The 16,640-nt window shown below is 32.2% G+C and carries 27 protein-coding genes and 2 tRNA genes; 3 read left to right on the forward strand and 26 right to left on the reverse strand.

Translation table 11 applies throughout. From position 1 onward, the window contains the following. Positions 1–15 precede the first annotated feature (15 nt). The 18 genes from rplR to rpsJ form a co-directional block, all read right to left on the reverse strand. Positions 16–372 (reverse strand): 50S ribosomal protein L18, encoded by a 357-nt coding sequence (gene rplR / locus L8X40_RS04635; protein WP_039617157.1) that lies wholly within the window; start codon positions 370–372, stop codon positions 16–18. 9 nt (positions 373–381) lie between these two features. After that, positions 382–918 carry a 50S ribosomal protein L6 gene (gene rplF / locus L8X40_RS04640; protein ID WP_039617154.1) on the reverse strand — a complete coding sequence of 179 codons (537 nt, stop codon included), beginning with the start codon at positions 916–918 and terminating at the stop codon, positions 382–384. Positions 919–996: 78 nt separating this feature from the next. Then, positions 997–1,392: a 30S ribosomal protein S8 gene (gene rpsH / locus L8X40_RS04645; RefSeq protein ID WP_039617152.1), complete on the reverse strand. Its 396-nt coding sequence runs from the start codon at positions 1,390–1,392 to the stop codon at positions 997–999. Between the two features lie 12 nt (positions 1,393–1,404). Next, positions 1,405–1,590, reverse strand: coding sequence for a type Z 30S ribosomal protein S14 (locus tag L8X40_RS04650; RefSeq protein ID WP_012660824.1), 186 nt, complete (start codon positions 1,588–1,590; stop codon positions 1,405–1,407). Between the two features lies 1 nt (position 1,591). Then, positions 1,592–2,137, reverse strand: coding sequence for a 50S ribosomal protein L5 (gene rplE, locus L8X40_RS04655; RefSeq protein ID WP_012660823.1), 546 nt, complete (start codon positions 2,135–2,137; stop codon positions 1,592–1,594). Position 2,138: 1 nt separating this feature from the next. Continuing rightward, positions 2,139–2,366: a 50S ribosomal protein L24 gene (gene rplX, locus L8X40_RS04660; protein WP_012660822.1), complete on the reverse strand. Its 228-nt coding sequence runs from the start codon at positions 2,364–2,366 to the stop codon at positions 2,139–2,141. Continuing rightward, complete coding sequence (gene rplN, locus L8X40_RS04665; protein ID WP_012660821.1) at positions 2,366–2,734, reverse strand: 50S ribosomal protein L14; 369 nt, start codon at positions 2,732–2,734, stop codon at positions 2,366–2,368. The genes rplX and rplN overlap by 1 nt, the downstream gene beginning before the upstream one ends. Further along, on the reverse strand, positions 2,734–2,985 hold the full coding sequence (rpsQ, locus tag L8X40_RS04670; RefSeq protein ID WP_039617148.1) for a 30S ribosomal protein S17: 252 nt from the start codon (positions 2,983–2,985) through the stop codon (positions 2,734–2,736). The genes rplN and rpsQ overlap by 1 nt, the downstream gene beginning before the upstream one ends. A 9-nt stretch (positions 2,986–2,994) precedes the next feature. Continuing rightward, positions 2,995–3,180, reverse strand: coding sequence for a 50S ribosomal protein L29 (rpmC, locus tag L8X40_RS04675; RefSeq protein WP_012660819.1), 186 nt, complete (start codon positions 3,178–3,180; stop codon positions 2,995–2,997). Continuing rightward, complete coding sequence (rplP, locus tag L8X40_RS04680; protein ID WP_012660818.1) at positions 3,167–3,592, reverse strand: 50S ribosomal protein L16; 426 nt, start codon at positions 3,590–3,592, stop codon at positions 3,167–3,169. Before rplP ends, rpmC begins: the two co-directional genes overlap by 14 nt. Before the next feature lie 2 nt (positions 3,593–3,594). Continuing rightward, the gene (rpsC, locus tag L8X40_RS04685) at positions 3,595–4,296 is read right to left on the reverse strand and encodes a 30S ribosomal protein S3 (protein ID WP_039617145.1); all 702 of its coding nucleotides are present in this window, start codon (positions 4,294–4,296) and stop codon (positions 3,595–3,597) included. Between the two features lies 1 nt (position 4,297). Continuing rightward, the gene (gene rplV, locus L8X40_RS04690; RefSeq protein ID WP_087700793.1) at positions 4,298–4,672 is read right to left on the reverse strand and encodes a 50S ribosomal protein L22; all 375 of its coding nucleotides are present in this window, start codon (positions 4,670–4,672) and stop codon (positions 4,298–4,300) included. Between the two features lie 9 nt (positions 4,673–4,681). Then, positions 4,682–4,963, reverse strand: a complete 282-nt coding sequence (gene rpsS / locus L8X40_RS04695; protein WP_039617142.1) for a 30S ribosomal protein S19 — start codon at positions 4,961–4,963, stop codon at positions 4,682–4,684. 1 nt (position 4,964) lies between these two features. Next, complete coding sequence (gene rplB / locus L8X40_RS04700; protein WP_087700794.1) at positions 4,965–5,795, reverse strand: 50S ribosomal protein L2; 831 nt, start codon at positions 5,793–5,795, stop codon at positions 4,965–4,967. Between the two features lies 1 nt (position 5,796). Further along, the gene (locus tag L8X40_RS04705) at positions 5,797–6,078 is read right to left on the reverse strand and encodes a 50S ribosomal protein L23 (protein ID WP_039617139.1); all 282 of its coding nucleotides are present in this window, start codon (positions 6,076–6,078) and stop codon (positions 5,797–5,799) included. A 1-nt stretch (position 6,079) separates the two neighbouring features. After that, positions 6,080–6,694, reverse strand: a complete 615-nt coding sequence (gene rplD, locus L8X40_RS04710; RefSeq protein ID WP_039617137.1) for a 50S ribosomal protein L4 — start codon at positions 6,692–6,694, stop codon at positions 6,080–6,082. Continuing rightward, positions 6,691–7,266: a 50S ribosomal protein L3 gene (gene rplC, locus L8X40_RS04715; protein ID WP_012660811.1), complete on the reverse strand. Its 576-nt coding sequence runs from the start codon at positions 7,264–7,266 to the stop codon at positions 6,691–6,693. Before rplC ends, rplD begins: the two co-directional genes overlap by 4 nt. A gap of 9 nt (positions 7,267–7,275) precedes the next feature. Then, complete coding sequence (rpsJ, locus tag L8X40_RS04720) at positions 7,276–7,587, reverse strand: 30S ribosomal protein S10 (protein ID WP_012660810.1); 312 nt, start codon at positions 7,585–7,587, stop codon at positions 7,276–7,278. Between the two features lie 226 nt (positions 7,588–7,813). Here rpsJ and L8X40_RS04725 point away from each other — a divergent pair. Together L8X40_RS04725 and L8X40_RS04730 are read left to right on the forward strand one after the other, a co-directional pair. Beyond that, positions 7,814–7,889, forward strand: a tRNA-Ala gene (locus L8X40_RS04725). A gap of 18 nt (positions 7,890–7,907) precedes the next feature. Further along, on the forward strand, positions 7,908–8,969 hold the full coding sequence (locus tag L8X40_RS04730; RefSeq protein ID WP_263667435.1) for a DUF4143 domain-containing protein: 1,062 nt from the start codon (positions 7,908–7,910) through the stop codon (positions 8,967–8,969). Here the strand turns inward: L8X40_RS04730 and L8X40_RS04735 are convergent. From L8X40_RS04735 to coaE, 3 genes are read right to left on the reverse strand one after another with little or no spacing between them, the layout of a single operon-like run. Next, complete coding sequence (locus L8X40_RS04735) at positions 8,966–9,673, reverse strand: glucosaminidase domain-containing protein (protein WP_087700796.1); 708 nt, start codon at positions 9,671–9,673, stop codon at positions 8,966–8,968. The two genes, L8X40_RS04730 and L8X40_RS04735, sit on opposite strands and share 4 nt — an antisense overlap. After that, the gene (gene dapF / locus L8X40_RS04740) at positions 9,648–10,397 is read right to left on the reverse strand and encodes a diaminopimelate epimerase (RefSeq protein ID WP_214100135.1); all 750 of its coding nucleotides are present in this window, start codon (positions 10,395–10,397) and stop codon (positions 9,648–9,650) included. The genes L8X40_RS04735 and dapF overlap by 26 nt, the downstream gene beginning before the upstream one ends. Continuing rightward, on the reverse strand, positions 10,394–10,987 hold the full coding sequence (coaE, locus tag L8X40_RS04745) for a dephospho-CoA kinase (RefSeq protein ID WP_087700798.1): 594 nt from the start codon (positions 10,985–10,987) through the stop codon (positions 10,394–10,396). The genes dapF and coaE overlap by 4 nt, the downstream gene beginning before the upstream one ends. Before the next feature lie 58 nt (positions 10,988–11,045). Between coaE and purM the strand changes: the two genes are divergently transcribed. Beyond that, positions 11,046–12,035, forward strand: a complete 990-nt coding sequence (gene purM, locus L8X40_RS04750; protein WP_087700799.1) for a phosphoribosylformylglycinamidine cyclo-ligase — start codon at positions 11,046–11,048, stop codon at positions 12,033–12,035. 30 nt (positions 12,036–12,065) lie between these two features. On the opposite strand, the gene sodB is transcribed toward purM, so the two are convergent. From sodB to L8X40_RS04775, 5 genes are all read right to left on the reverse strand, one after another. Continuing rightward, positions 12,066–12,719: a superoxide dismutase [Fe] gene (gene sodB / locus L8X40_RS04755; RefSeq protein ID WP_087700800.1), complete on the reverse strand. Its 654-nt coding sequence runs from the start codon at positions 12,717–12,719 to the stop codon at positions 12,066–12,068. Positions 12,720–12,785: 66 nt separating this feature from the next. Continuing rightward, positions 12,786–13,295: an anaerobic ribonucleoside-triphosphate reductase activating protein gene (nrdG, locus tag L8X40_RS04760; protein ID WP_263667436.1), complete on the reverse strand. Its 510-nt coding sequence runs from the start codon at positions 13,293–13,295 to the stop codon at positions 12,786–12,788. Further along, on the reverse strand, positions 13,267–15,546 hold the full coding sequence (locus tag L8X40_RS04765; RefSeq protein ID WP_263667437.1) for an anaerobic ribonucleoside triphosphate reductase: 2,280 nt from the start codon (positions 15,544–15,546) through the stop codon (positions 13,267–13,269). Before L8X40_RS04765 ends, nrdG begins: the two co-directional genes overlap by 29 nt. A gap of 132 nt (positions 15,547–15,678) precedes the next feature. Further along, on the reverse strand, positions 15,679–16,293 hold the full coding sequence (locus L8X40_RS04770) for a BspA family leucine-rich repeat surface protein (protein ID WP_087700802.1): 615 nt from the start codon (positions 16,291–16,293) through the stop codon (positions 15,679–15,681). A gap of 224 nt (positions 16,294–16,517) precedes the next feature. Beyond that, positions 16,518–16,592: transfer RNA gene (locus tag L8X40_RS04775), tRNA-Glu, on the reverse strand. Between the last annotated feature and the right edge of the window lie 48 nt (positions 16,593–16,640).

The raw sequence follows: 16,640 nt of genomic DNA on the forward strand, positions 1-16,640 counted from the left end.
GATCTTCCTTTTGGGTTATAGTTTGATTCCGTTTTCTCTTAGTGCTTCAGCTAATGCTGCAATCACACCATGGTATAAATAACCATTTCTATCAAACACTGCTTCTTCTATGTTTTTAGCTTTTAAAACTTTTGCAAATTCAGCTGCTATTTTTTTAGCACCTTCTTTATTTGCTTTAACACCAATTTTTCTTCCATCTACTGCTGCTAAAGTTACTGCTTTAACATCATCGATAGCTTGGATATATAAAGTTCTGTTTGATTTGAAAACAGAAACTCTTGGAAGAGCTTGTGTTCCTGAAATTTTTGCTCTAATTCTTTTTTTTCTTTTAATTCTTAAAGATATTTTTCTTTTTAATACATTTGCTCTCATATTCTATCCTTACTTCTTAGATGTCTTACCAGCTTTGCGGATAATACGCTCATCTGAATATTTAACACCTTTTCCTTTGTAAGGCTCAGGTGGTCTAAATTCACGAATTTGAGCAGCAACTTGACCTACCACTTGTTTATCACTACCTTTGATAATAACATTGTTTTTATCAACAGTAATTTCTATGCCTTCTGGAATAGCATAGTTGATAGGATGAGAAAAACCTAAAGCAAGTTCAAGAACTTTACCTTTTAACGCAGCTTTATAACCAACACCGTTGATTTCTAAAGTTTTGCTAAAACCATCAGTTAAACCGATGATGATGTTTTGAGCTAAAGCTCTATAAGTTCCCCAATAAGCTCTACTTTGTCTATCTTCACCTTTAGGAGAGAAAAGAATTTGTCCTTCTTTAATCTCAACATTAACATTTGCTTTTGTATCAAGCTCTTTTGCTAAATTTCCTTTTTTGAATTTTAGCAAGTTACCTTCTAATTTTACTTCTACTCCACTTGGAATAGCAACTGGTTGTTTACCTATACGAGACATTCATTTTTCCTTTTTACTTGTCTACGATATGACTACTTTATAAGAATGGATACCGAATACCATAAAAAGTAGAAACTCTTACCAAATAGTACATAAAACTTCGCCACCAACGCCTGCTTTGTAAGCTTCGTCGTTAGCTAAAACACCTTTTGAAGTGCTTACTACGATAGTACCATAACCGTTTTTAAATCTTTTGATCTCATCTTTGCCTTTATAAACACGACGACCAGGTTTAGAAATACGCTTAACTTCGTTAATTACGCTTTTACCTTTTTCATCATATTTTAAAACTACATTGATGAATTTCTTTTTATCCTCTTCAATCACATTAAAGCTTTCAATATAGCCTTTAGCTTGGAAAATTCCAAGTAAAGCTTCGATAACTTTAGAATGCAAAAGTTGAGTAGTTTCTAATCTTCTCATCCCTGCATTTCTAATTCTTGTTAGTGAATCTGAAATTAAATCATTTATCATGGTTCTTTCCTCTTACCAACTTGCTTTTTTAAGACCAGGAATTAAACCTTCATTTGCCATTTTTCTTAAGCAAACTCTGCAAATCCCAAAATCTCTATAAACTGAATGTGGTCTTCCACAAATTTGGCATCTAGTATACCCTCTAACGCTAAATTTAGGTTTGCGGGCAGCTTTTGCAATCATTGATTTTTTAGCCATATTACTTTCCTTTTGCAAATGGCACGCCAAATAATTCTAATAATTTTTGTGCCTCTTTATCTGATTTTGCTGTTGTAACGATAGAAATGTTCATACCATGAGTTCTTAAGATTTTATCATATTCAACTTCTGGGAACATTAACTGCTCATCTAAACCAAAGTTATAGTTTCCTCTTCCATCAAAACCATCTCTTGGAAGACCTCTAAAGTCTTTAACACGAGGAAGAGCTATAGTAATAAGCTTATCTAAGAAAGCATACATATTGTCTTTTCTTAATGTTACCATTACACCTACTGGGAAGCCTTCTCTCACTTTAAAACCAGCAACTGATTTTTTAGCTTTTGTGATAACTGCTTTTTGTCCAGCGATCAATGAAATAGTATCTGCAACATTTTGTAATACTTTTTGATCTTTTGCTAATTCCCCAGCACCTACGCTGATTACAACTTTTTCAATAAAAGGAATAAGCATAGGATTTTTGATATCAAATTCTTTTACTAAAGCAGGTTTGATATTTTGAGTATATTTTTCTTTCAATCTCATCATCTTATTCTCCTGCCTTTGCTACATTTGAAATATCCATTGGCATTTCTTTGTTGATAAAACCGCCATTTGGATTTTTATCACTTGGCTTAACAGCTTTTTTAGCTATTTTACAACCCTCAACAATTACTTTATTTGTTTTAGGGAATACTGCTAAAACTTTACCTGTTTTGCCTTTGTCATCACCTGCGATAACTTTTACCATATCATTCTTTTTAATTTTTAATTTCATTACAACACCTCCGGTGCTAGTGAAACAATTTTCATAAAGCCACCATATCTTACTTCACGACCTACTGGTCCAAAAATACGCGTTCCGATAGGCTCTCTTTTAGCATCAAGAATAACTGCTGCATTTTCATCAAAACGAATTAAAGAACCATTATCTCTATGAATTTCTTTTTTAGTTCTAACAATAACTGCTTTTACTACTTGACCTTTTTTAACTTTACCATTTGGTAGAGCTTTTTTTACAGATGCAACGATTACATCACCAACAGTAGCGTATCTTCTTTTACTACCACCTAAAACCTTAATACACATTAATTCTTTTGCACCGCTATTATCAGCAACTGCAAGCCTAGTAAAACTTTGAATCATTACTCAACTCCTGCTGATACTATAGTTTTTAAGCGAAATGATTTTCTCTTAGAAAGTGGTCTGCATTCAATAGCAACTACAGTATTTCCCACTTTAAGTTCATTTCTTTCATCATGAATTAAATATTTTTTAAAGCGTTTTACGATTTTTCTGTATTTTGGGTGAACCACTTTTCTTTCAACCAAAATTGTTGCTGTTTTATCTCCAGCAATTTGAACAACAACGCCTTGAATTTCTCTTTTAAATGCCATTTTCTATCCTTATTTTAAAGCGCTAATTGCAGTATTGATTCTAGCGATGTCTTTTTTAACTTCGCTAATCTCTTTAGGATTAGTTAGCTGCATTGTTTTTAGCTTTTGTCTTAAAGTAAATAAAAGCACCTTTTTTTCTTTTAGCATTGTTGCAAGCTCACCTGCTGTTTTATCTTTAATCTCAGTATATTTCATTTTGGCTCTCTCTTGTAACAAACTTAGTTTTAAATGGCAATTTGTGCATCGCTAAAGTTAAAGCTTGTCTTGCCATTTCTTCATTAACCCCTGCCATTTCATAAATGATACGACCTGGTTTAATGTTCATTACCCATTCCTCAACTGCACCTTTACCTTTACCCATACGAGTTTCTAAAGGTTTTTTAGTTAGAGGTTTATCTGGGAAAACTCTAATCCAAGTTTTACCTTGTCTTTTTACAAAACGAGTTAAAGCAATACGAGCTGCTTCGATTTGGCGTGAATTGATACGGCCAGCTTCAGTTGCTTTTAGGGCAAAATCACCAAAAGTAAATTCAGTCCCTCTGTTGGCATAACCTCTGTTACGCCCTTTCATCATTTTACGATATTTTGTTCTTTTTGGCATTAACATGATTATTTACCTCTTCTTGCTCTTCTAGTTTTTTTAGCTGGAGCGTTTTCTTCGGTTTTTTCAGGTTGAACACCCTTTTGTAAAACTTCACCTTTGAAGATCCACACTTTGATACCTATATTTCCATAAGTAGTATGTGCTTCTGCAAAACCGTAATCAATTTTTGCTCTTAAAGTGTGAAGTGGAACACGACCTTCTAAGTACCATTCAGTTCTTGCCATTTCAGCACCACCTAAACGGCCTGAAACTGAAACTTTAATCCCTTTAGCACCTGCTTTTTGCGCTCCTTGAATTACTTTTTTCATTGCTCTTCTAAAAGCAATTCTTTTTTCAAGTTGAGTAGCAACACTTTCAGCTGCAAGCTGAGCTGAAGCACCTGCTTTTCTTTCTTCTTTGATATTGATATTAACTTCTTTTTTGATTAAATCTTGAAGTTCTTTTCTTAAAATATCAACATCACTACCTTTTTTACCAATAATAATCCCTGGTCTTGCAGCTACAACAGTTACTCTTAATTTTTTCGCTGTTCTTTCTACAAGAATTTGGCTAATTCCTGCATAATAAAGTTTTCTTTTTAAAAAAGTTCTGATTTTATAATCTTCACCAATATTTTCTGCTAAATTAGCTTTTGTAGGAAACCATCTTGATTCCCAATTTCTATTAATTCCTAGTCTTAAACCAATCGGATTTACTTTTTGTCCCATATTAGCTTTCCTTTTTCACTGATGCTTTTTTAGCTTTTGTAGTTTTTTCAGCACTTGCTTCTACTTTACTAACTTCTACCAAAATGTGTGAAGTTGGCTTTCTAATACGACTAGCACTTCCTCTAGCTCTTGGTCTAAATCTTTTTAAAACCGCACCAGCATCAACACGACAACTTGAAACAATAACTTCATTTGCTTCAAATCCGCCATTTGCTACAGCACTTGAAATAGCATTTGCTATAAATTTAGCACCTTTATTTGGCATAAATTTCAAACTAGCTAATGCAAGCTCTGCATTCATACCTTGAACTTCTCTAGCAATCAATCTCGCTTTAGTTGGAGATAATCTTATGAATTTAATTAACGCTCTACTCATAAATCTCCCTTACTTACCTATTTTTTTCTGAACAGAGCCTTTGTGACCCTTAAATGTTCTAGTAGGTGCAAATTCACCTAATTTGTAACCGATATGATTTTCAGTAACATATACTGGGATAAAGCTTTTTCCATTATGAACATTAAAAGTTAAACCTATCATATCAGGTATAATAGTGCTGCGTCTTGACCAAGTTTTAATTGGCTTACCATCGTTAGCTTTTTTAGCAGCGATGACTTTTTTCATTACATGGTCATCAACAAAAGGACCTTTTTTTAGTGACCTAGCCATCTTACTTTCCTTTTCTTCTTGAAATTATTAGCTTATCGCTAGCTTTTTTACGGCGAGTTTTAGCACCTTTAGTTGGTTTACCCCATGGAGTAACTGGATGACGGCCTGAATTTTTCTTACCTTCACCCCCACCGTGCGGGTGATCAACTGGGTTCATCGCAGAACCTCTTGTTTGAGGACGAATACCTCTATGGCGATTTCTTCCTGCTTTACCAATAGTCACGTTTGACCATTCTTCATTACCAACTTCACCAATACTTGCCATACATTCAGCTAAAACTTGTCTCATTTCACCACTTGCAAGTCTTAAGATAACGTATTTTTCTTCTTTACCCATTAATTGAGCATAAGCACCTGCTGAACGGATCATTTGACCGCCTTTGCCTGGTTTTAATTCGATATTGTGTACGATAGTACCCACTGGGATGTTTCTTAATTTCATTGCATTACCTGGTTTAATGTCAAGTCCGCTTTCAGCAGCACAAACAACATCACCAACACCTAAACCTTTTGGTTGTAAGATGTATCTTTTTTCACCATCTCTATAAGAGATTAATGCAATACGACAATTTCTGTATGGATCATACTCGATTGCTTCAACTTTACCTTCAATACCAAATTTTCTTCTTTTAAAATCTATAATTCTGTAAAGTTTTTTAGCACCTGCTTCTTTATGACGGCTTGTGATTCTACCATTATTGTTACGACCTGCATGAGCTGGAAGTTTTACAAGTAATGAACGCACACTAGCTTTTGCTGTGATATCATCAGAGCTTACACCTGTGATGTATCTTCTACTTGGAGTATATGGTTTATAAGTTTTAATTGCCATCTTATGCCTCCGAACTTTCTAAGCTCACACCTTCTGGTAGCTTAACATAGAATTTTTTAAAGCTATTTCTTTGACCTTCACGACCTCTAAAACGCTTTACTTTTCCATCCATTTTTAAAGAATTAATTCTTACTGGAGTTACACCAAAATATTCTCTTAAAACTTCTTTTAGACCATTTTTAGTCATTTTTGGAGAAGTTTGAATAACTACAACACCTTGCTCTTGAAGGTTTAAGCTTTTTTCAGTGTAAAGTATTGTTTTTATATCAGTAATATCTGCCATTTTAACCCTCTTTTACGATAGATTCAAGCGCTGCTTTTTCAATGATAACAGCATTAAATACAGATACTAAATAAGCATTTACTTCGCTAATATCAACTACATAGCAATTTGCTAAGTTTCTAAAAGCAAGAAGTGTTTTTTCATCTAGTAAATCTTTTACAATTAAAGCATCTTTTAAACCAAGCTTTTTAATAACTGCATTTGCATCTTTTGTTTTACCGCTTTCAATGCTTAAACTATCTACTGAGAATAATGCATTGTTTTGTGCTTTATCAGCCAATGCTCTTTCAAGCGCTAAGCGTTTTTGTTTTTTATTAACTTTTTGGAAATAATTACGATTGTTTGTAGGACCAAATGCTACAGCACCACCAACCCAAACATTCGTTCTTGTTGAACCTGCTCTTGCACCACCACGACCTTTTTGTCTCCATGGTTTTTTACCACCACCGCTTACATCGCTTCTACCTTTAGTATGAGCTGTGTTTGCTCTAAGGCTAGCAAGATAAGATTTTACATATAAATAAAGGTTGTGAGGATTAACTTCTGCATATTTTGCTGGAAGATCGAGTTCACTAGCTTTTTCAAATTTATCATTTAAAACAGTTACTTTACTCATTTTGCAATCCTTATTTTACCCATAGCACCATTAAATCCTGGTACCGCACCTTTTACTACTAAGATGCCATTTTCTTCATCAAATGAAACTACTTCATTTTTAACAGTAACTTTTACATTACCATAATGACCTGCCATTTTCATACCTGGTTGAACACGACCTGGCCATTCGCGGTTACCGATTGATCCGTGGCGTCTGTGGAATCTTGAACCGTGACTTGCAGGACCTCCGGCAAATCCGTGTCTTTTAACAACCCCACTATAACCTCTACCTTTAGAATTAAAGCTTACTTTTAAGATAGAAGCTTCTTTTAAAGGATTAAGATCAATATCACCTGCTTCTGTGTTTGCTACTTCTAAAGAAGCAAATCTATTATATTCAGCTGAAAGATTGTATTTTTTTTGCTGACCCGCAATGCATTTATTATTTGCTTTGCCTTTTACATAAGCAACCAAAGCTTTTCCATTTTCTACTTCACATACTTTAGTTTGAACAAGTTTAAGTAAGGTTACAGGAATGCTTGGTGTGCTGATTGTTCTACTCATACCAATTTTTTCTACAATATATTCCATATTCTATCCTTATTTACCCATAGCTCTTACTTCAACATTGACCTCTGGAGCCAAGTCAAGCTTAGTGAGTGAATCTACTGTATCTGGAGTAGCTGCTACAATATCAAGCATACGAGCATGAATTCTCATCTCAAATTGTTCGCGTGAATCTTTATTGATGTGTGGAGATTTCAAAACTGTGTATCTTTTGATTTTTGTAGGCATTGGTACTGGACCTCTGATGTCAGCACCTGTTCTTTTAACAGCTTCTACAATTGCTGCAACTGTGCGATCTAGAACTCTGTGGTCATAAGCTTTTAGCTTAAGCCTGATTCTTTCCATATTTTTTCCTTTGTAAAGAACTCGTTAGACCCATAAGAATCTAACCACCATATAAAATGATGTTGAGATTATATAAAAAGAGCCTTTGCTATGTCAAGAAATTTATACATTTTTTTTAATTATTTTCCTTTTAAAAAGGATAAAAATTAAATTTTATAAAATTTACAAGATTTTTTATACATTAAGAAAATCTAAGAAAAAATATAGTATGATTTCAAAATCTAAAGGGGCATTAGCTCAGCTGGGAGAGCACAACGCTGGCAGCGTTGGGGTCAGCGGTTCGAACCCGCTATGCTCCACCATTAATTACAAAGAAATTTATGAAATCACTACAATTTTTTTATGATAATTACCCAAAATTTCAAAAATTTGATGAAAGAAAAATTCAAATTCAAACCCATAAAAACATCATTATAAAAGGTGGTTTTGCAAGTGGTAAGAAAAATTTGATCTTAAATTTTTTATCTTTGTATAAAGCAGAAAATATACTTTTTATTGATTGTGATGATTTGAAATTTCAAGCAAGTGCTTTAGTAAATTTAAATTCGTTTTTAACTTATAATCCACAAATTAAATTTCTAGCTTTGTGTAATTTTGCTCACGATTTTGACTTTACTAGTTTAAAACATCTTAATTTGCAAATTATACTTAGCGTGTGTGATAGTAATTTTCATTTAGATTATTTTGAAGAACTTCATTCAGATTATTTAGACTTTGAAGAATTTTTAAGCTTAAATAAAAAATACACTGACACCAAAACTATGGTAAGTTATTTTTTACATACAGGACGCAATGTAATTTTAAATCATAATTCTAATACAAACTCATCATACCTAAAAAGCTTTTATACTCCATTAGAACTAACTATACTCAAGCAAATTGCCTTAGAACTTGGGAGCGAATTTAGCGTTAATGAATTGTTAAAAACTTTAAAAAACACCATAAAAATTTCCAAAGATACTTTATATAAAAGCATAGAAAAACTAGAATCAAACTACACTTTGTATTTTGTTAAAAATCTTGAAAAGAATTTAAAAAAAGTATATTTTTGGGACTTTTCGCTAAAAAATTCTCTAAGTATACAAAAAGACTTTGGTGCTTTGTTTGAAAATTTGATTTTAAGCGAGTTATTTAAATTCAAGCAAGAAATTTTTTATACTAAGCATTTTGATTTTTACTTACCAAGTTTTAAAAATGCATTTTTATGCTCGCCCTTTAAAGATAAAGATTTACTTAGTTTAAAAGTCAAAAAAATCCTTAGCAAAAACCAGCTCGCACTTTCAACTATTTATATCATCACGCTTTCACAAAGAGATGAGTTTTTCATTGAAGGGGTGCGCGTGATGATTTTACCTTTTGATGAGTGGGCTTTAGGTAATTAATCTAACTCATCAAGATTATGTTGTTCTATAATAGAAACAATAAGCTTAGTATAATTACTTTTAATTTCTGAATATTTTTCTAAATGACTTGCTGCTTCTTTACCATCAAGTTTTTTATTTTCACTTATAATATTCCACCGCCAAGCCCTGAATTCTTTATAAGCATCGTGGCGATTTAAATTAAGCAAATACGAATCCACACTTTCTTGCAAGCTATCAAATATACGAATTTTATGCGTTTTACCTTCACCTCTTTCTTTTGGAATCAAACCTTTTTCACCCCAAGTCCATTCTCCAAATAAATTATTTGCTTCTTTAGCAAAACGGCTTGTGCCGGTTGCACTTTCAATAATAGCTTGAGCTATAGCTAAAGATTTTGGCACTTTTTGAATACGCATTTGGTATTCTTTATGATCGTATAAATTTTTAACGCGATATTTTTCTTTTAAAGACCATAGTTTTTGCACAGCATTAGAATTTAACTTTCTAAAATTGTTCTTTAAAGCTTCCTTAAAAAAAATATCTATAAATTCTTTTTCTTTTTCTATTTCTTTAAAAGAAACATCTAGTAAAGCATTGATTTTTTTTATAAAAACCTCACGCTTTTCTTTTATACTTAAAGCATAATAATGCTCATCAAAACCTGCTATAAATTCAGCTTTTAAAAATAAAACACTGCTAAGTAAAATTATAATCAGCTTCAAAACAGCACTTCACCTTTCCTCTAAAAAATATTTGATCCTCTTCTAATCTAAAATGCAAGCTTTCATTGCTTTTTGGCTTTACCAAAATATCATCTTTTACTTTTTGATTTAAATACGCTAAGTAAAAACAAGCTCCCATGCCCGTACCACAAGCTAAAGTCTCATCTTCCACCCCGCGCTCATAAGTTCTAACTCTTATAAACTCTTCATCTTCCACTTTAGCAAAATTAACATTTGCATTATATTTTTTACGCACTTCTTTGCATAAATTGACATCAAATTCATTTAAATCATCAACAAAGGTTACTATATGTGGAACTCCGGTATTACAGCCTTGCCAAATTCTACCCTTATATTCAAAGGCTTCTTTGATATCCTTTACCCCGCTAAGTTTGATTTCAACCATATCATCATCAACAAAAGATTTTATAAGTCCTGCACCGGTTAAGAAATTTAAATATTGAGATTTTTTTAAATAATGATGAGCAAAATGTGCTGCTGCGCGTGATCCATTACCACACATACTTGCCTTACTCCCATCACAATTATAAAATTCCCATTCAAAATCATATCTATCATGAGGCACTACCACTATAAGTCCATCAGCGCCTATGCCCTCATAACGATTGCAAAGAATTCTAGCTAATTCACTGCGATCTTTCTTTTCGCTATCTGCAAACACCACAAAATCATTCCCGCTAGCACAGTACTTATAAAATTTCATTTTTCAACCTTTAAAGTGTGTTTTAAAAAATTTAGCACATTTTTCTCAAAATTTTCATAACCTGAAGTATTTTTTATCACAAAATCTGCTTTTTTTAGTTTTTCTTCTATATCAAGTTGTAAATTAATTCTTTTTAAAGCTTCATTTTCATCTAAATTATCTCTTTGCATTAGTCTTTGAAGTAAAAGTTCTTTTGGAGTATAAATCAATATACTTTTTCCTAAATTTTGATAGTGGTTGTTTTCAAAAAATAAAGGCAGTTCTATAAAAAAAGCCTTGTTGTTTTTATCTAAAATTTGAGCTTTTTGTAAAATTTCTTCTTTGATTTTAGGATGTAAAAAATCTTCTAACTTTTTTTTGGCATTTAAGTCATTAAATACAATAGCACCAAGTTTTTTTCTATCTATTTTTCCTGCTATGATCAAATCATCATTATTAAAAAGCTTAGCTATAGAATTTGCATTTTCATTTAAAAGCTCATGAGCTATCACATCTGCGCTTAAAGTATCAAAACCCAAATTTTGAACTATTTTTATAAAGCTTGACTTTCCACCTGCTATACTTGAAGTTACAAAATAAGCATTTTGCATAATTTAGCCTTAAAACATTTTTAGTTAAAATACCTTTTAAATTCTTAAAGGAAGATAAATGAATATAAGCTATGAAGATGCGGGCGTAAGTATAGATAATGGTAATGCTTTTGTAGAAGCAATCAAGCCTTTAGTAAAAGAAACTTTTAATGAAAACGTTTTAGGTGGTATAGGCTCTTTTTCTGGTGCTTTTGCTATGCCAAGTGGTTTTAAAAATCCTGTTATGTTAGCAGCTACAGATGGAGTGGGTACGAAGTTACGCCTTGCTATTGATAGTCAAAAATTTGACACAATAGGTGAGGACTTAGTAGCAATGTGCGTGAATGATTTAATTTGTAATTTTGCTACACCTTTGTTTTTTTTAGACTATTATGCAACTGCAAAACTAGATGTAGAAGTAGCTAAAAAGGTTGTAGCAGGGATTGCTAATGGTTGTAAAAAAGCAAATTGTGCCTTAATAGGTGGAGAAACTGCTGAAATGCCTGGCATGTATCATAGCAATGACTTTGACTTAGCAGGTTTTTCAGTAGGTATGGCTGAAAAAGACGAGATCGATAGAAGAAATTTTGTAAAAAATGGAGATATTTTACTAGCTTTGCCTAGTAGTGGGCTTCATTCTAATGGATATTCTTTAGCTAGAAAAGTATTATTTGAAGCACAAAAACTTAAGTTTGATGATAAACTAGAGGGTAAAAATTTAATCGATATCTTACTTGAGCCTACAAGAATTTACGTAAAAGACTTTTTAAAATTAAAACCTTTCATTAATGCACTAGCTCATATAACAGGCGGTGGTTTGGTAGAGAATTTACCTAGAGTTTTCCCAAGAGGAATAGGTGCTATCATTAGAAAACATCATCTCAAAACTCCTGAAATTTTTTACCAAATAGGCCAAAGCGTAGAAGAGGCTGAAATGTATAGAAGCTTTAATATGGGTGTGGGCTTAGTTATGGTAGTAGATCCATCTAATGTAGGAAAAGTTTTAGAAAGCTCAGACGCTTATGTAATAGGCGAAGTTGTACTAAATGAGGGAGTGGTGTTGGAGTAAAATCTCTTAGAAACCTAAGAGATTTTATTTTTAGTTTAGTGGATGAAGTTCGTTTGCATAAAAGCTTACTGAGTTCATACCTTCTTTGATAGCCCATTCATAAGCTTTTGCTACAAATTCCCAGTTAATATGTGCGTAGAATTTTTCTAAATACGCAGGACGTGCATTACGGTGATCTACATAGTAAGCATGCTCCCATACATCAACTACTAAAAGTGGAATTTTACCTTCGGTGATAGGTGTAGCAGCATTACTTGTGCCAACTAGCTCTAATTTTTGATTTTGAGTGTTATAAACTAGCCAAAACCAACCAGAACCAAACACTCCGGTAGCACCTTTGATAAACTCTTCTTTTAGATTTTCCATAGAACCAAAGTCTTTTTCAACCGCTGCTTTAAACTCATCACTTAAAGAACAGCCACAGCCACAGCATGTTTTTGGCTTAATGCAATCAAAATAAAAGTCATGGTTATACACTTGAGCAGCGTTGTTAAAAATTCCACCATTTGAGTTTTGTATGATATAAACTAAATCTTTTCCTGCAAATTCAGTATCTTTAATAAGATTGTTTAGGTTATTTACATAAGTTTGGTGGTGTTTGCCATGATGAAATGCGAAAGTTTCTGCGCTTAAAAAATCTCCAAAAGCGTCTGCTTCATAAGGTAATTTTCTTAATTCAAACATATTGTTCTCCTTTTTAAATTTTATAACATTCTAACATAGTTAAATTAAAAAAGACTAAACAACTCTTTATTTTTCAAAAAGTATTACTTTTCCTTGCTCTAAGCTTTTTGCTACATCAATAATGCGTTGGTTTTTACTACCTTTAAATTTTAAAGATAAGTCTTTTTGCTCTAAAATAAACTTACCGTCTATTAAAACATCAGCCAAAACGAGCAATTCTTTCATAGCTTGTTCTTGCAATAGCTCTTCATAAGTAAAACCTGTATATATGGTAAGATCAAGTCCTAAAGCCTTGATATGCTTTGCTAGAATGCTTAAATTTTTTGCCTGCACAAAAGGCTCCCCGCCACTAAAAGTAACACCTTGAAGTAAAGGGTTTTTGCAAATTTCATCATACAAACTTGCTAAATCTTGCAAATATCCTTTGTTAAAATCATGCGTTTGTGGATTATGACAACCTTTGCAATGATGAGGGCAACCTTGAGTAAAAATCACATAACGCAATCCATAGCCATCGACTATGGATTCTTTTATGGCACCGGCCAATCTAAGAAAAATCGTGTTTAATTCTTGCATGAACTTCGGCTTTTTTAGCATCATTAAAACGATCGAGTGTTCCTACTAAATAGCCCGTGATTCTTCTTATGCGTTCAAATTTAATATCATCTTCTTTTCTATGGCATTTTGGACAAAACTCATCTATCACGCCACTATAACCACACACCGGATCCCTATCTAGCGGAAAATTAATCGAGCCATAGCCTATATTGCTTTCTTTCATACATTTTATAATGCGTTCAAAACTTTCTAAATTCTTACTCACATCGCCGTTTAATTCTACATAAGTAATATGCCCGCCATTATTTAACTCATGATATGGGGCTTCTATTTGAATTTTTTCATATATACTAATAGGAAAATCTACAGGAATATGAAAAGAATTAGTATAAAATTCTTTATCGGTTATGCCTTTTAAAATGCCGTATTTTTTTTGATCTAGTTTTAAAAATCTTCCACTTAAACCCTCAGCTGGAGTAGCTATGAGTGAAAAATTAAGCTTATCTTTGAGTGCTTTTTCATCGACAAATTCACGCATAAAACGCACGATTTGCAAGCCAAGCTCTCTTGCTTCTTGGCTTTGTCCATGATGAGAACCTATCAAAGCTACTAAACTCTCACAAAGCCCTATATAACCTATAGCCAAAGTCCCATGTGCAATAACTTTCTCTACACTATCATTTTTTTTTAAAGTATCTGAATCTATCCAAATTCCCTCGCCCATTAAAAATGGGAAATTTTTAACCTTTTTTAGACTTTGAATTTTATATCTATGAAGTAATTGCTCATACACAAGTTCTAATTTTTCTTTTAAAAGTGAGTAAAAAAGCTCTAAATTTCCTTTGGCTTCTATGGCTAAACGCACAAGGTTTATACTTGTAAAGCTTAAATTTCCCCTGCCACTTGTGATTTCTTTACTCTCATCATAAACATTTGCCATAACCCTAGTTCTACAACCCATATAAGCTACTTCGCTGTTATAATCACCCTTTTTATAGTATTTTGCGTTAAAACTTGCATCTAAAAAGCTAAAATTTGGAAAAAGTCTTTTAGAAGCACATTCTATGGCAAGCTTAAAAAGCTTATAGTTTGGATCTGTTTCATTATAATTAACACCCTCTTTTACTTTAAAAATTTGCACAGGGAAAATTGGTGTTTCGCCATTTCCTAAGCCTTTCATCGTGGCTTTGAGTAAATTTTCTATCACCATTTGCCCTTCAAAAGAAATATCGGTGCCATAATTTAACGTGCTAAAAGGCACTTGGGCTCCTGCTCTTGAGTTCATAGTATTAAGATTATGTATTAAAGCTTCCATAGCTTGAAAAGTCGCATCTTGGGTTTGTTTTAATGCTCTTTTATAAGCATAAGCATTTGCTTGTTTTAAAAAATTCTCATCGCTATTTAACTCAAGCCTTAAAAGCTCTTTAAAGCATTCTTTTTCGCTTGAAACTTGAAAATTAGTATTTTCAAAGCATTGCTCATCTAAGTTTTGTTCTAATTTTATTTCAAAAAAAGCATTTATAGCCTTTTTATACTCTTTTTGAAAAGTCTTTGCCACACCTTTTGCCATAGCAAAATCAAAATTGGGTATAGACTGACCTCCATGCATTTCATTTTGATTAGCTTGCAAGGCAATGCAAGCTAAAGAAGCATAAGATCTGATATCATTTGGTTCACGCAAACTTCCATGCCCTGTACTAAAACCCTTTTCAAAAAGCTTTAACAAATCTATTTGACAACAAGTTTGTGTTAGCATATAAAAGTCTTTATCGTGTATATGTATATCGCCATTTTTATGTGCATTTGCGATATGCTTTGGCAAAATACACTCATCTACATAGTATTTTGCGCCTTCTGAACCATATTTTAACATCATACCCATAGCGCTATCTGAATTAATATTAGCATTTTCTCTTTTTAAATCAGCTTCTTTAGAATCTTTGAAAGTTAAATCATCATACAAACTAAGTAAATCATAACTACCATTGCGAATTTGTGTTCTTTTTTGGCGGTATAAAATATAAGATTTTGCGGTATTGACTAAGGCATTTTTGATTAAAACTTCTTCGACTTTATCTTGAATTTGCTCTACTTGCATGTGTTTTTCATCAAGTAAAGCCACAACCTCATCACAAAGTTTATCTAAAAAATCTTTATTTAATTTTTCATCTGTGGAGTTTATATTAGCTTTAAAAATAGCATTTTTGATTTTAAAAATATCAAATGCAACTTGGCTCTTATCTCTTTTTATAATAAATTTTATTTTCATGGAAATTTTCCTAAAAAATAATCTCTAAATACTGAAAAACAGCACTTTGAAAAGATAAGTTTAGTACAAAAAGTTGATGGAAAACTTAAAAAGATAAAAGAAAAATTCACACAAAAAATGTGTGAATTTTGTTTATTCTAGCTCTATACCTTTTACGGTATAAATTTTATCAAGACCACGATTTCCAAACATTTTTTGGGTATTGCAATCTTTTTGGATGTTCCATTCATCTAACTCGTGGTGAAAATTTTTACAATTATGGAAAAGATATGCCATGGTTATTACATTTTGCACATCCCAATTTGCCACACTATGCTCATACGCATGACAGTTTTCAAAGCAATGTGCCATTCTGGTTGCATTTGAAGTTTTCCAGTGCAATAAAGAATGGTTAAAACTAACACAATTGAAAAACATATAAGACATATCTTTTAGACTTTGTGTATTCCATTTTGATAAATCTTGATTGAAATTTTTACAATTAAAAAACATACTTGCCATATTTTCAACATTAGAAACATTCCAACGCGACAAATCTGCATTAAAATTTTCACAACAATAAAACATATAAGACATATCTTTGGCATTTGAAACATCCCAACGTTCAATACCTAAAAAATCTAATCTTTTAGAATAATAAAACACATAAGAAAAATCATCAATCAAAGATACATCAATATCTCTTAAAGAAATTCTTTCATTGTGCACCAAATTCATTAACTCGTTTTTGTTTTTAGGTCTATACATTTTATCCTCCTTTTTTGTACATTTTAAAAAACAATTGTGAAGTCAATGTAAATTTAAAAATAATTAATAAAAATTTTAAAAAATTTAATAGTAATTAATTTAAAATTAACTTAATTTAAATAAAAGAAATTAGATAAGAAAGTATTTGTCAAAAACAATGTAACTTTTTGTAAAAAATGACAATGATTATCAAAAACTATGAAAATGAAAATAGCATTAAGAAGTGGTGACCCATACGAGACTCGAACTCGTGTTACCGCCGTGAAAGGGCGATGTCCTAACCGCTAGACGAATGGGCCACTTACAGTATAAAATAAAAATTATATCTATACTTTACTTAATAAATA

Source organism: Campylobacter sp. CNRCH_2013_0855 (assembly GCF_025773025.1).
Lineage (GTDB): Bacteria > Campylobacterota > Campylobacteria > Campylobacterales > Campylobacteraceae > Campylobacter_D > Campylobacter_D jejuni_C.

Bases quoted from the DNA above. Each gene is read 5' to 3' on its own strand.
- rplR (WP_039617157.1), bottom strand. From the start codon at position 372: ATGAGAGCAAATGTATTAAAAAGAAAAATATCTTTAAGAATTAAAAGA.
- rplF (WP_039617154.1), bottom strand. From the start codon at position 918: ATGTCTCGTATAGGTAAACAACCAGTTGCTATTCCAAGTGGAGTAGAA.
- rpsH (WP_039617152.1), bottom strand. From the start codon at position 1,392: ATGATAAATGATTTAATTTCAGATTCACTAACAAGAATTAGAAATGCA.
- L8X40_RS04650 (WP_012660824.1), bottom strand. From the start codon at position 1,590: ATGGCTAAAAAATCAATGATTGCAAAAGCTGCCCGCAAACCTAAATTT.
- rplE (WP_012660823.1), bottom strand. From the start codon at position 2,137: ATGATGAGATTGAAAGAAAAATATACTCAAAATATCAAACCTGCTTTA.
- rplX (WP_012660822.1), bottom strand. From the start codon at position 2,366: ATGAAATTAAAAATTAAAAAGAATGATATGGTAAAAGTTATCGCAGGT.
- rplN (WP_012660821.1), bottom strand. From the start codon at position 2,734: ATGATTCAAAGTTTTACTAGGCTTGCAGTTGCTGATAATAGCGGTGCA.
- rpsQ (WP_039617148.1), bottom strand. From the start codon at position 2,985: ATGGCATTTAAAAGAGAAATTCAAGGCGTTGTTGTTCAAATTGCTGGA.
- rpmC (WP_012660819.1), bottom strand. From the start codon at position 3,180: ATGAAATATACTGAGATTAAAGATAAAACAGCAGGTGAGCTTGCAACA.
- rplP (WP_012660818.1), bottom strand. From the start codon at position 3,592: ATGTTAATGCCAAAAAGAACAAAATATCGTAAAATGATGAAAGGGCGT.
- rpsC (WP_039617145.1), bottom strand. From the start codon at position 4,296: ATGGGACAAAAAGTAAATCCGATTGGTTTAAGACTAGGAATTAATAGA.
- rplV (WP_087700793.1), bottom strand. From the start codon at position 4,672: ATGAGTAGAGCGTTAATTAAATTCATAAGATTATCTCCAACTAAAGCG.
- rpsS (WP_039617142.1), bottom strand. From the start codon at position 4,963: ATGGCTAGGTCACTAAAAAAAGGTCCTTTTGTTGATGACCATGTAATG.
- rplB (WP_087700794.1), bottom strand. From the start codon at position 5,795: ATGGCAATTAAAACTTATAAACCATATACTCCAAGTAGAAGATACATC.
- L8X40_RS04705 (WP_039617139.1), bottom strand. From the start codon at position 6,078: ATGGCAGATATTACTGATATAAAAACAATACTTTACACTGAAAAAAGC.
- rplD (WP_039617137.1), bottom strand. From the start codon at position 6,694: ATGAGTAAAGTAACTGTTTTAAATGATAAATTTGAAAAAGCTAGTGAA.
- rplC (WP_012660811.1), bottom strand. From the start codon at position 7,266: ATGGAATATATTGTAGAAAAAATTGGTATGAGTAGAACAATCAGCACA.
- rpsJ (WP_012660810.1), bottom strand. From the start codon at position 7,587: ATGGAAAGAATCAGGCTTAAGCTAAAAGCTTATGACCACAGAGTTCTA.
- L8X40_RS04730 (WP_263667435.1), top strand. From the start codon at position 7,908: ATGAAATCACTACAATTTTTTTATGATAATTACCCAAAATTTCAAAAA.
- dapF (WP_214100135.1), bottom strand. From the start codon at position 10,397: ATGAAATTTTATAAGTACTGTGCTAGCGGGAATGATTTTGTGGTGTTT.
- coaE (WP_087700798.1), bottom strand. From the start codon at position 10,987: ATGCAAAATGCTTATTTTGTAACTTCAAGTATAGCAGGTGGAAAGTCA.
- purM (WP_087700799.1), top strand. From the start codon at position 11,046: ATGAATATAAGCTATGAAGATGCGGGCGTAAGTATAGATAATGGTAAT.
- sodB (WP_087700800.1), bottom strand. From the start codon at position 12,719: ATGTTTGAATTAAGAAAATTACCTTATGAAGCAGACGCTTTTGGAGAT.
- nrdG (WP_263667436.1), bottom strand. From the start codon at position 13,295: ATGCAAGAATTAAACACGATTTTTCTTAGATTGGCCGGTGCCATAAAA.
- L8X40_RS04765 (WP_263667437.1), bottom strand. From the start codon at position 15,546: ATGAAAATAAAATTTATTATAAAAAGAGATAAGAGCCAAGTTGCATTT.
- L8X40_RS04770 (WP_087700802.1), bottom strand. From the start codon at position 16,293: ATGTATAGACCTAAAAACAAAAACGAGTTAATGAATTTGGTGCACAAT.